The sequence below is a fragment of the Xanthomonas massiliensis genome (genome assembly GCF_900018785.1).
GTDB lineage: Bacteria > Pseudomonadota > Gammaproteobacteria > Xanthomonadales > Xanthomonadaceae > Xanthomonas_B > Xanthomonas_B massiliensis.
On record NZ_FCOY01000007.1, the window covers coordinates 22101 to 34820 of the forward strand.

At 70.9% G+C, this 12720-nt stretch carries 9 protein-coding genes; 8 read left to right on the forward strand and 1 reads right to left on the reverse strand.

The features are described 5' to 3' along the window. Positions 1-57: 57 nt before the first annotated feature. The 8 genes from BN3794_RS10345 to rnfB all read left to right on the forward strand — a co-directional run bounded on the left by BN3794_RS10345 (position 58) and on the right by rnfB (position 12316). Positions 58-2136 carry a DUF885 domain-containing protein gene (locus tag BN3794_RS10345; RefSeq protein ID WP_425476721.1) on the forward strand — a complete coding sequence of 693 codons (2079 nt, stop codon included), beginning with the start codon at positions 58-60 and terminating at the stop codon, positions 2134-2136. After that, on the forward strand, positions 2136-3227 hold the full coding sequence (locus tag BN3794_RS10350) for a serine hydrolase domain-containing protein (RefSeq protein ID WP_066097262.1): 1092 nt from the start codon (positions 2136-2138) through the stop codon (positions 3225-3227). Before BN3794_RS10345 ends, BN3794_RS10350 begins: the two co-directional genes overlap by 1 nt. A gap of 262 nt (positions 3228-3489) precedes the next feature. Next, the gene (locus BN3794_RS10355; protein WP_066097263.1) at positions 3490-4383 is read left to right on the forward strand and encodes an ABC transporter ATP-binding protein; all 894 of its coding nucleotides are present in this window, start codon (positions 3490-3492) and stop codon (positions 4381-4383) included. 13 nt (positions 4384-4396) lie between these two features. Continuing rightward, positions 4397-7972 carry an ABC transporter permease/M1 family aminopeptidase gene (locus BN3794_RS10360; protein ID WP_066097264.1) on the forward strand — a complete coding sequence of 1192 codons (3576 nt, stop codon included), beginning with the start codon at positions 4397-4399 and terminating at the stop codon, positions 7970-7972. 112 nt (positions 7973-8084) lie between these two features. Continuing rightward, the gene (locus tag BN3794_RS10365) at positions 8085-8534 is read left to right on the forward strand and encodes a DUF2147 domain-containing protein (protein WP_066097265.1); all 450 of its coding nucleotides are present in this window, start codon (positions 8085-8087) and stop codon (positions 8532-8534) included. A gap of 462 nt (positions 8535-8996) precedes the next feature. Beyond that, positions 8997-11081 carry a methionine--tRNA ligase gene (gene metG, locus BN3794_RS10370; RefSeq protein ID WP_066097266.1) on the forward strand — a complete coding sequence of 695 codons (2085 nt, stop codon included), beginning with the start codon at positions 8997-8999 and terminating at the stop codon, positions 11079-11081. Between the two features lie 73 nt (positions 11082-11154). Beyond that, the gene (locus BN3794_RS10375; protein WP_066097267.1) at positions 11155-11748 is read left to right on the forward strand and encodes an HAD family hydrolase; all 594 of its coding nucleotides are present in this window, start codon (positions 11155-11157) and stop codon (positions 11746-11748) included. A 133-nt stretch (positions 11749-11881) separates the two neighbouring features. Next, the gene (gene rnfB, locus BN3794_RS10380) at positions 11882-12316 is read left to right on the forward strand and encodes an Rnf electron transport complex subunit RnfB (RefSeq protein ID WP_066097268.1); all 435 of its coding nucleotides are present in this window, start codon (positions 11882-11884) and stop codon (positions 12314-12316) included. 18 nt (positions 12317-12334) lie between these two features. Here rnfB and BN3794_RS10385 read toward each other — a convergent pair whose 3' ends face one another. Beyond that, entirely contained in the window at positions 12335-12676 is a 342-nt protein-coding gene (locus BN3794_RS10385; RefSeq protein ID WP_425476714.1) for a RidA family protein, read from the reverse strand. Positions 12677-12720 lie beyond the last annotated feature (44 nt).

The following is a 12720-nucleotide window of genomic DNA, read 5'->3' on the forward strand; positions in this document are numbered from 1 at the left end:
GCCGGCGAATGGGGCACTCTGCGGCCTTTGCCGTAGTTCGTGGATCCCCGGATGTCCTTGCCTGCCCCGATCGTGCGCCTGCTGGCGCTGGCCGTCGCCGCCCTGCTGAGCCTGCCCGCGGCCCCCGGCGCCGAAGCCGCCCCGAAGAAGAAGGCCACGCCGGCCGCCAGCCAGGCCAAGGGCACCGCCAAGGCCAAGGCCCCCGCGAAGGCCAAGGGCGCCGACACGGGCAAGGCGTCCGCGAAGGCCAAGAACACCGGCAAGGGCAAGAGCGCCGGCACCGGCAAGGCCAAGGACACCGCCAAGACGAAGAAGGCGACCCGTTCCACGTCCCGCACCCCGGCGCGGAACGCTCCCCGCACCCCGGCACGCGCGGCGGCCCCGGCCAAGGTGGACAAGGCCACCCAGCTCAACCGGCTCTACGACGGCTACTGGGACGCCACGCTCAAGCTCAATCCGCTGCAGGCCACGCTCAACGGCGACTCGCGCTGGGACAGCGAGCTGCCCAACTTCCTGTCGCCGGCCTACCGCCAGCAAAGCCACGAGCTGACCCTGGAATGGCTGGGCAAGGTGCAGAAGCTCGGCCCGGACGGCCTGCAGGGCCAGGACCTGCTGAGCTACCAGGTGTTCGTGCACGACGCGCAGATGGCGCTGGAGGCGGAGAAGTTCCCCTCGTGGATGCTGCCGGTGAACACCTACTACAGCGTGGCCAACGTCATGGCCGTGCTCGGCTCGGGCGCCGGCGCGCAGCCGTTCCGCTCGGTGCAGGACTACGACGCCTGGGCGCATCGCGCGCTCGGCATCCCGGCGCTGTTCGACCAGGCCATCGACAACATGCGCCAGGGCGTGGCCGCCGGGGTGGTGCAGCCGCGCGCACTGATGGAGCAGGTGCTGCCGCAGCTGGACAGCATCATCAAATCCAGCGCCGAGGAGAGCCTGTTCTGGGGCCCGGTGCGCAACATGCCCGACACGTTCGCGCCCGAAGACCGCGCGCGCATCACCGAGGACTACAAGCGGCTTATCGAGAACCGGATCATGCCCGCCTACCGCGCCCTGCGCGGCTTCATCGCCACCCAGTACCTGCCGGCCTGCCGCGCCAGCGACGGCCGCGGCGCCCTGCCCGGCGGCGCGGACTGGTACGCCTTCGACGTGCGCCAGGCCACCTCGACCACGCTGACCCCGGCGCAGGTGCACCAGATGGGCCTGGACGAGGTGGCGCGCCTGCAGGACCAGATCGCCCAGGTGATGAAGCAGGTCCGCTTCCGCGGCACGACGGCCAAGTTCTTCCGCAGCATGCAGACCGAGCGGCGCTTCGCCTTCCGCGACAGCGCGGCGATGCTGGCCGCCTACCGCGACCTGCAGGCCCGTGCCCAGGCCACCGCGCCGCGCCTGTTCGCCACGCTGCCGCGCGCGCCGCTGGAGATCCGCCCGGTCGAGCCGTTTCGTGCCGCCACCGCGCCGGCCGTGTCCTACCTGCCGCCGACGCAGGACGGCAGCCGCCCGGGCATCCTGTGGATCAATACCGCCAATCCCGGCGAGCGCCGCACCTGGGAAGCGCAGGCCCTGTTCCTGCACGAGGGCATTCCCGGGCACCACTACCAGCTCGGCCTGCAGCAGGAGCTGGAAGGCTTGCCGCGCTTCCGCCGCTTCGGCGGGGAGACCGCCTTCATCGAGGGTTGGGGCCTGTATGCCGAATCGCTGGGCCAGCAACTGGGCTTCTACCAGGATCCCTACGACTACTTCGGCTACCTGCAGGGCGACCTGAAGCGCGCCGCGCGCGTGGTCGCCGACACCGGGCTGCATGCGCAGGGCTGGAGCCGCGAGCAGGCCGAGGCCTACCTGCGCGACACCGCGATGTTCGACGAGAACGACGCCGATGCCGAAGTCGAGCGGATGATCGCCATTCCCGGCCAGGTGCTGGCCAACAAGATCGGCGAGATGCAGATCCAGCAACTGTCGCGCCAGGCCCGGGCCCGGCTCGGCGCCGCCTTCGATCCGCGCGAGTTCCACGCGGTGGTGCTGCAGGGCGGCTCGGTGCCGCTGGACATCCTGCAGGCCCGCGTGGAAGGCTGGATGGCGAGCAAGCAGCCGGCCGGGCGCGTGGAGGTCGGGGCTCCCACCCAAGGGGACAAGTGATGGCACGTGGCCGGGCGGGCGTGTGGAAGGCAGGTGGCCTGGTGCTGGCGGCGCTGCTGCCGGCCGCGCTCCAGGCCGCGCCCGTGGTCGCCGCGCCGGATGCCGGCATCGACGGCCTGATGGCGGCCTACGACGGCCAGGTGCCGGGCGCCTCGGTGCTGGTGCTCAAGGACGGCCAGCCGGTGTTCCGCCGCGGCTACGGCCTGGCAGTGCTCGAGGACGGCATCCCCGCCGGCCCCAAGACCAATTACCGCCTGGCTTCGGTGAGCAAGCAGTTCACCGCCGCGGCGATCCTGCTGCTTGCCGAGGACGGCAAGCTCTCGCTCGACGACCCGGTGAAGAAGTGGCTGCCGGGCCTGCCGCCGGTGGCCGACCCGATCACCCTGCGCCAGTTGCTCAGCCATACCGGCGGCCTGATCGACTACGAGGATCTGATGCCGGCCGACCAGGCCACGCAGCTGCACGACATCGACGTGCTGCACCTGCTGGAGAACGAGGACCGGCTGTACTTCGCCCCCGGCACGCACTACCGCTACAGCAACGGCGGCTACGCGCTGCTGGCGCTGATCGTCGGCAAGGCCTCCGGGCAGGACTTCGCCACCTTCCTGCGCCAGCGCATCTTCCTGCCGCTGGGCATGGACGGCACCGTGGCCCACCAGGACGGCGTGGACACCGTCGTCCACCGCGCCTACGGCTACAGCCTGGCCGAGGGCCACTGGCAACGCACCGACCAGAGCATGACCAGCGCGGTGCTGGGCGACGGCGGCATCTATTCCTCCATCGACGACCTGGCCAAGTGGGACGCGGCGCTGTACGACGAGCGCCTGCTCAAGGCCGATTCGCTGCGCCAGGCCTTCAGCCCCGCAACCCGGACCGACCAGCCGGACGTGCCGTTCTACGGCTTCGGCTGGCGCATCAACGGCGACACGCTGTGGCACAGCGGCGAGAGCATCGGCTTCCGCAACGTGATCGTGCGCTGGCCGAAGCAGCACCTGACCGTGATCGTGCTGACCAACCGCAACGACCCGGAACCGTACCGGCTGGCGCTGCGGATCGGCGACCGCTGGCTGCCGCCGCCGGCCCGGCCATAGCCCACCGCGCAGGTGGCGGTGGAGCGGTTCGCTGCCGCCGGCACCGGCCTGCCGGGAACCGCATCGCCGCATGGCCGTGCCTGTTGGCGCGGCGCCGCGGCAGCGAACGCGCGCCGGCCCCATGTTCGCCCGGCGCCGCATCCGGTGGCCGCGATGCCGCACCGCACCACTTCCGCCCTACCACATCGGATGGTGACTTTCGGCGCTTGCCGCGGCGCACGGATGCCGCGAACACTCGGGCATTCGACCAAGGAATGTCCGCATGCTGCAGATCCGCGACCTGACCAAGACCTACGGCAACGGCGTCAGGGCCCTGGACGGGGTCAACCTGGACATCCCGCGCGGCATGTTCGGCCTGCTCGGCCCCAACGGCGCCGGCAAGTCCTCGCTGATGCGCACCCTGGCCACGCTGCAGGAAGCCGACTCGGGCAGCGCCACGCTGCAGGGCAGCGACGGCCAGGTCATCGACGTGCTGCGCGACAAGGACGCGGTGCGCCGCCAGCTCGGCTACCTGCCGCAGGATTTCGGCGTCTATCCCAAGGTCAGCGCGCTGGACCTGCTCGACCACTTCGCCGTGCTCAAGGGCATCACCGCGCGCGGCCCGCGCAAGGAAGTGGTGGAAGGGCTGCTGCAGCAGGTCAACCTGTGGGACGCGCGCAAGCGCCGGCTCGGCACCTATTCCGGCGGCATGCGCCAGCGCTTCGGCATCGCCCAGGCGCTGCTCGGCGACCCGCGCCTGGTGATCGTGGACGAGCCCACCGCCGGCCTGGATCCGGAGGAACGCAACCGCTTCCTCAACCTGCTGGCCGAGATCGGCGAGAACGTGGCGGTGATCCTGTCCACCCACATCGTCGAGGACGTGACCGACCTGTGCCCGACGATGGCGATCATGAACAAGGGCCAGGTATTGCTGGCCGGCCGCCCGGCCGAGGCGATCGAGGCGCTGCGCGGGCAGGTGTGGCGCAAGCAGGTGAGCAAGGCCGCGCTGCCCGGCTACGAGGCCAGCCAGACGGTGCTCTCGACCCGGCTGGTGGCCGGCCACCCGGTGATCCACGTATTCAGCGCCGAACGCCCGGAGGACGGTTTCGAACCGGTGGCGCCGGACCTGGAGGACGTCTACTTCCAGCGCCTGCGCCTGCAGGCGCGTGCGGCCTGAGCGGGGGCCGGCCATGACCCTCGCTTTCCTGCGCTTCGAGCTGCGCGAGCAGCTGCGCTCGCCGTTGCTGTGGCTGATTGCCGTGCTGCTGGCGCTGCTCGGCTTCGCCGCCGCCTCCAGCGATGCGGTGCAGATCGGCGGCAGCGTCGGCAACATCCACCGCAACGCGCCGACGGTGATCGCCACCTTCCTGACGGCGTTCACGCTGCTCGGCCTGCTGGTCAGCGCGCTGTTCGTCAGCAACGCGCTGCTGCGCGACTTCGACCTGGGCACCGACGCGCTGGTGTTTTCCAAGCCGGTGCGCCGCCGCGACTACCTGGCCGGACGCATCGGCGCGGCGCTGCTGGCCTGCCTGGCGATCTACGCGGTGATCGCGCTGGGGATCTTCGTCGCCCAGTTCATGCCGTGGATCGATTCGGCGCGGCTGGGACCGGTGCGGCTGGGTCCCTACCTGTGGACCTTCGCGGTGATGATCCTGCCGAACGTGCTGTTCACCACCGCGCTGCTGGCGCTGCTGGCGGCGGCCACCCGCGGCATCCTGTGGGTGTACATCGGCGTGATCGTGTTCGTGACGCTGTACGGCGTCACCCGCGCGCTGCTCGTCGACGTCGACAACCAGCACCTGTCGGCCCTGCTCGATCCGCTGGGCATCCGGGCCCTAGCGCTGAGCATCCGCTACTGGTCGGCCGAGGAGCGCAACGCCGCGCTGCCGCCGCTGACCGGCTACCTGCTGCAGAACCGCGCGCTGTGGCTGGCCGTGGCCGCCGCCCTGTACGCGGCCACCTTCGCGGTATTCCGCACCACCCGCACCGGCAGCGGCGGCGGCCGCCCGTCCAGGAAGCTCGCCACGGATGCAGTGCCCGCGCGCCCGGCCGTCGCCGCACCGCACGTGGCGCCCACCTTCGGCGCCGGCACCGCCTGGCGCCAGCTGTTTTCCCTGGTGCGCCTGGACAGTGCCGGCGTGCTGCGCAGCGTGCCGTTCCTGGTCCTGCTGGCCATCGGCGTGGCCAACCTCCTGCCGAACGTCTTGTTCCGCCAGAGCATGTACGGCACCGCGATCTGGCCGGTCACCTCGCAGATGCTGCTGGCGATCCACCAGGCCTACAGCTGGCTGTTGATAATCGTGGTGCTGTTCTACGCCGGCGAGCTGGTGTGGAAGGAGCGCGGAGCCGGCACGGCCGGCATCACCGATGCCATGCCGGTGCCGAACTGGGTGCCGCTGCTGGGCAAATTCCTCGTGCTGCTGGTGGTGATCGCCGCATTCCAGGCGGTCGGCGCCCTGACCGCGATCGCCGTCCAGCTGGGCAAGGGCTATACCCACGTCGAGCCGCTGCTGTACCTGAAGACGCTGGCGCTGGGCTCGATCGTCTACGTGCTGATGGGCGGGATGGCGCTGGTGCTGCAGGTGCTGAGCAACAACAAGTTCCTCGGCTATGCGCTGCTGGTGCTGGTCCTGGTCGGGCAGGCGGTGCTGGGCATGCTCGACTACACCCAGAGCCTGTACAACTTCGGGACCTGGCCGGTCGCGCCGTATTCGGACATGAACGGCTACGGCCATTTCCTGGCCGGCCAGCTGGCCTTCCAGGGCTACTGGGCGCTGTGCCTGCTGGCGCTGATGCTGCTGGCGGCGATGCTGTGGGTGCGCGGCAGCGACGGCGCCTGGCGCATGCGCGCCAGGCTGGCACGCCAGCGCGCGCGCGGGCCGCTCGGCGTGGCGCTGGCGGCGAGCGTGCTGGCCTTCGCGCTGGCCGGCGGTGCGCTGTACTGGAGCACCAACGTGCGCAACGAGTTCGTCTCACCCGAACAGCACCTGGACCGCCTGGCCCGCTACGAGCGCGAGTACCGCCGCTACCTGGACCTGCCGCAACCGCGCATCGTCGCCGTGCACAACGAGGTCGATCTGCATCCGGAGACCCAATCGCTGCGCATCGACGGCCGCTACCGGATCCGCAACACCCACGACACGCCGATCGCCGACGTGCACGTCCTGGTGCCCGATGACCGCACGCTCGCCGCCATCGACCTGGGCGGGGCCCGGCTCGTCCGCCACGACGCGCCGCTCGGCTACCGCATCTACCGGCTGGACCGCCCGCTGCAGCCGGGCGAGGAACGCGAGGTGACGTTCCGCGTGGACCTGCACCCGACCGGGATCACCGCCGACGTGGCGCAGAGCCAGGTGGTGGACAACGGCAGCTTCTTCAACAGCGGCATCCTGCCCTCCTTCGGCTACGACCCGGCCGGGGAGATCGAGGATCGCAACGACCGCCGCAAGCGCGGGCTGGGCGAGCCGCACCGCATGCCGAAGCTGGAGGACCGGGCCGCGCGCGCCAACACCTACGTCGCCCGCGACGCCGACTGGATCGATTTCACCACCCGCGTGTGCACCGCGCCTGACCAGATCGCGCTGGCGCCGGGCTACCTGCAGCGCGAATACGTGCGCGACGGACGGCGCTGCTTCGACTACGCCATGGACCGGCCGATGCTGGACTTCTACGCCTACCTGTCGGCGCGCTGGCAGGTGAAGAAGGCCTACTACAAGGACATCCCGATCGAGATCTACTACGACCCCAAGCACCCGTACAACGTCGATCGCATGATCGAGGCGGTGCGCAAGTCGCTGGCCTACTACGAGGCCAATTTCTCGCCCTACCAGCACCGCCAGGTGCGGATCATCGAGTTCCCCGGCTACGCCCGCTTCGCCCAGAGCTTCGCCAATACCATCCCCTACTCCGAGTCGCTCGGCTTCATCGCCGACCTGCGCGACCGCGACGACATCGACTACGTGTTCTACGTCACCGCGCACGAGGTCGCGCACCAGTGGTGGGCCCACCAGGTGATCGGCGCCGACGTGCAGGGCGCCACGATGCTGTCCGAATCCCTGGCCCAGTACTCGGCGCTGATGGTGATGGAGCGCGAGTACGGCCGCGCGCACATGCGCCAGTTCCTGAAGAACGAACTGGACAGCTACCTGTCCGGGCGCAGCGGCGAGGCGGTGGAGGAGCTGCCGCTGTACCGGGTGGAGAAGCAGCAGTACATCCATTACCAGAAGGGCTCGCTGGTGTTCTACCGGCTGCGCGAGGAAATGGGCGAGGCCGCGCTCGACCGGGCGTTGCGCCGGTTCGTGCAGGCCAAGGCGTTCCAGCATGCCCCGTTCACCACCTCCGCCGAACTGCTGGACTTCATCCGCGCCGAGGCCCGTCCGGACCAGCAGGCGCTGATCACCGACCTGTTCGAGAGGATCACCTTCTACGACAACCGCGTCGTCGCGGCCAGCGCGCGCAGGCGCGGCGACGGCCGCTTCGACGTCACCCTGGACCTGCACGCCGCCAAGCGCTACGCCGACGGCCAGGGCAAGGAGAGCGCCGGCAAGCTGGACGACTGGATCGAGGTGGGCGTGTTCGCGCGCAGCCCCTCGGGCAAGGAGCGCGACGAGAAGGTGCTGTACCTGCAGCGCCACCACATCGACACCGGCAACCCCAGGATCACCGTGACCGTGGACGAGCTGCCCTACGAGGCCGGCTTCGATCCCTACAACAAGCTGATCGACCGGGTCCCGGACGACAACCGCAGCCGCGTGGTGCTGCAATGAGGCGCCGCCGCGGACGCTGACTTTGGTCGCGTTCCGTACCCTGGCGGATGGGTATACAGTCGCCCCCTCCACGGCCACGCCGGCCATCGACCGCCCCTGGGAGGGGAAAGACATGCGCAAGATCTTCAAGACCCTGTGGCTGGCCCTGCCCCTGGCGCTGGCGGCGTTCGCCGCGCAGGCCGCCGAATCGCCGGTGGGCCGCTGGAAGACCATCGACGACGAGACCGGCAAGGTGAAGTCGATCGTGGAGATCTTCGAGGCCGACAAGGGCACCCTGGCCGGCAAGGTGGTGCAGGTGCTGCAGTCCGACCACGGCCCGCATCCGCTGTGCGTTAAGTGCGACGGCGAGCGCAAGAACAAGCCGATCGAGGGCATGGTGATCCTGTGGGGCCTCAAGCCCGACGGCCGCGAGGTGTGGAGCGGCGGTTCGGTGCTCGATCCGGCCAAGGGCAAGACCTACAAGGCCAAGGTCAGCCTGACCGACGGCGGCAGCAAGCTGCAGCTGCGCGGCTACATCGGCATCGAGGCGCTGGGCCGCACCCAGACCTGGGTCCGCGAGTAGGGCCCTGCCCCCGCCGTCCGCGCAGGCGCGCGGACGGCCTGACACCGGCGCGCGACCACGGGCCTTCGCCGGGATCGCGCATCGCCGGCCCAGCCGCCACGCGGGGGGTTCCCGCTCCCGCCCTGCCGGGGCCGGATATACCGGGCGGACCGGGCGACACGAGGCCTCGGGCAATGCCGCGCCGGCCCCGCTGCGGCGCGGACCCAGACCTGGGTCCGCGAGTAGGCCCTGCCCTACCGTCCGCGCAGGCGCGCGGACGGCCTGATACCGGAGCGCGACCACGGGCCTTCGCCCGGATCGCGCGTCGCCGGCCCAGCCGCCACGCAGGGATGCCCGCTCCCGCCCTGCCGGGGCCGGAAATACCGGGCCGACCGGGCGACACGAGGCCCGGGGGCAATGCCGCGCCGGCCCCGCTGCAGCGCGCGTGCGATAATCGCCGGTCTCCCCGCACCGTCCCACGCCATGTCCCGCACCGCGCTCGTCACCTCCGCCCTGCCCTACGCCAACGGCCCGCTGCACCTGGGCCACCTGGTGGGCTACATCCAGGCCGACATCTGGGTGCGCGCGCGGCGAATGGGCGGCAACCCGACCTGGTTCGTCTGCGCCGACGACACCCATGGCACGCCGATCATGCTGGCCGCCGAGAAGGCCGGGGTGACGCCGGAGACCTTCATCGCCAACGTCCAGGCCAGCCACCAGCGCGACTTCGCCGCCTTCGGCGTGGCCTTCGACAACTACGACTCGACCAACTCGCCGACCAACCGCGAGCTCACCGAGTCGTTCTACCTGAAGCTGGAACGGGCCGGCCACATCAGCCGCCGCTCGGTCGCCCAGTTCTACGACCCGGTCAAGGGCATGTTCCTGCCGGACCGCTACATCAAGGGCATCTGCCCCAACTGCGGCGCGCCCGACCAGTACGGCGACAACTGCGAGGTCTGCGGCGCCACCTACGCGCCGACCGACCTGAAGGAGCCGCGCTCGGTGGTCTCCGGCACCCCCCCGCAGGTCCGCGAGTCCGAGCACTTCTTCTTCGAGGTCGGCCACTTCGAGGCCTTCCTGCGGCAGTGGCTGGCCGGCGACGTCGCCCTGCCCGGGGTGAAGGCCAAGCTGGCCGAATGGCTGGACAGCGAGGGCGGGCTGCGCGCCTGGGACATCTCCCGCGACGCGCCGTACTTCGGCTTCCAGATCCCCGGCCAGCCGGGCAAGTACTTCTACGTCTGGCTGGACGCGCCGATCGGCTACCTGTCCAGCTTCAGGAACCTGTGCGCGCGCAGCGGCGAGGATTTCGACCGCTTCCTGGCCGACGATTCGCAGACCGAGCTGCACCACTTCATCGGCAAGGACATCGTCAACTTCCACGGCCTGTTCTGGCCGGCGGTGCTGCACGGCACCGGCCACCGCGCGCCGACCGCGCTGCACGTCAACGGCTACCTGACCGTGGACGGGGCGAAGATGTCCAAGTCGCGCGGCACCTTCGTGATGGCGCGCACCTACCTGGACGCCGGGCTGGAACCGGAGGCGCTGCGCTACTACTTCGCCGCCAAGTCCTCCGGCGGCGTGGACGACCTGGACCTGAACCTGTCCGACTTCGTGGCCCGGGTGAACGCCGACCTGGTCGGCAAGTTCGTCAACCTGGCCAGCCGCTGCGCCGGCTTCGTCCACAAGCGCTTCGACGGGCGCCTGGCCGCCGCGCTGCCCGAGCCGGCGACCTATGCGCGCTTCGTCGAGGCGCTGGCGCCGATCCGCGCGGCCTACGAGCGCAACGACCCGGCCAGCGCGATCCGCCAGACCATGGCGCTGGCCGACGAGGCCAACAAGTACATCGACGATCACAAGCCGTGGGTGATCGCCAAGGAACTGGATAACGGCCGGTCGGGCGCCGATGCGCAGCTGCAGGCGGTGTGCACCCAGGGCCTGAACCTGTTCCGGGTGCTCGCCGCCGCGCTCAAGCCGGTGATCCCGCGCACCGCCGAGGCCGCCGAGACCTTCCTGGCCGCCCCGGTGGCCGGCTGGGACGACCTGGCCGCGCCGCTGGCCGGCCACGTGATCCAGCCCTACGCCGCCCTGTTCACCCGTATCGACCCGAAACTGATCGACGCCATGACCGACGCTTCCAAGGACACCCTCTCCGCCCCGGCCGCGGCAGCCGCCGCCAAGCCCGCCGCGCCCACGCCGGCCGCACCGTCGGCCCCGGCCGGCAGCGATGCCGCGCCGCGCCACGTCTCCATCGACGATTTCGCCAGGCTCGACCTGCGCATCGGCAAGGTGCTGGCGTGCGAGTTCGTCGAGGGCTCGGACAAGCTGCTGCGCTTCGAGCTCGACGCCGGCGAACTGGGCAAGCGCCAGATCTTCTCCGGCATCCGCGCCAGCTACGGCGAGCCGGACAGGCTGGTCGGCCGCAACGTGGTGTTCATCGCCAACCTGGCCCCGCGCAAGATGCGCTTCGGCCTGAGCGAGGGCATGATCCTGTCGGCCGGCTTCGACGGCGGCGCGCTGGCGCTGCTCGATGCCGACGCCGGCGCGCAGCCGGGCATGCCGGTGCGCTGAAGCCGGACCGGCCGTGGCAGCGGCGGGAAGCCGGCAGCCGATGCCCGCGTCCGCCCGCTTCCACCCGATGCCCATGCAACTGGCCCTGTTCGACTTCGACCACACCGTCACCCGGTGCGACACCTATGCGCGCTTCCTGCGCCGCATCGCCACGCCGCAGCAGCTGGCGCAGGCGCGATGGCGCGTCGGACCGTGGCTGCTCGGCTACCGTGCCGGGCTGGTATCGGCCGCCGCCATCCGTGCCCGGGTGACGCGCCTGGCCTTCGCCGGCCGCGACGATGTCGAGGCTCTGGCCGACCAGGGCCGCGCCTTCGCCGAGGAGGTGCTGCCGGGCACGCTGCGGCCGGAGATGATGCAGCGCATCGCCTGGCACCGCGACCAGGGCCACGAGGTGGCGCTGGTATCCGCCTCGCTAGACCTGTACCTGCGCCCGTGGTGCCAGCGCCATGGCCTGGCGCTGATCTGCAACCGCCTGGACGTATGCGAGGGCCGGCTGAGCGGCCGCTATCACGGGGCCGACTGCGGCCCGCACAAGGCCCGGCACATCCGCGCGCGCTACGCCCTGTCCGATTACGCCCGCATCCACGCCTACGGCGACAGCAGCGAGGACCGGCCGATGCTGGCGCTGGCGCACGAACGCTGGTACCGCGGCACGCGCGTGGCCTGATGCGCCGCCCACGCCGCCTGCGGCGATAATGCATGAAGGCAGGCCCCCGGCACGCCCCCGGAAAAACCGGTGTCCCGGCCATTTCCTGGACCATCGTTTCCGGGGTCTGCCGCCCGCCGCGGGGACGCCACGCATGCCTCCTTCCGACACCGCCACGCTGGCCGAACGCCTGGACCGGCTCCTGCCGCAGACCCAGTGCGGCCAGTGCGGCTTCGACGGTTGCCGCCCGTACGCCGAGGCCATGGCGCGCGGCGAGGCCGGCGTGGAGCGCTGCCCGCCGGGCGGCGATGCCGGCGCGCGCGCACTGGCCCACGTGCTGGGCGTGGCCGCCGTGCCCTACGATCGCCACCGCGGCACGCACCGGCCGCCGCAGGTAGCGATGATCGTGGAGGCCGACTGCATCGGCTGCACCAAGTGCATCCAGGCCTGCCCGGTCGATGCCATCGTCGGCGGCGCCAAGTACATGCACACCGTCGTCGCGGCGCTGTGCACCGGCTGCGAGCTGTGCATCCCGCCGTGCCCGGTGGACTGCATCGTGATGGAACCGGCGCCGGCCACCGGCGGCTGAGCCGGCCCCGGCGCGGGGTCAGATCGCGGCGGTGACGACGATCTCGACCTTCCAGCCCGGATCGGCCAGCGCCGCCTGCACCGTCGCGCGGGCCGGCGCATGGCCGTGGGTCACCCACTCGTCCCAGGCCCGGTTCATGCCGGCGAAATCGGCCATGTCGGCCAGGAAGATCTGTGCGCGCAGGATCTTGGTCTTGTCGGTGCCGGCCAGGCCGAGCAGGCGGTCGATCTCGGCCAGCACCTGGCGGGTCTGGTCGACGATGCCGACCGACGTGTCCTCGGCCACCTGGCCGGACAGGTAGGCCACGCCGTGGTGGACGGTCATTTCCGACAGGCGCGCGCCGGTCTCGTAGCGTTCCATGATGCGATCTCCTCGTTGCGGTAATTCGGGAAAGCGGCGGGGTG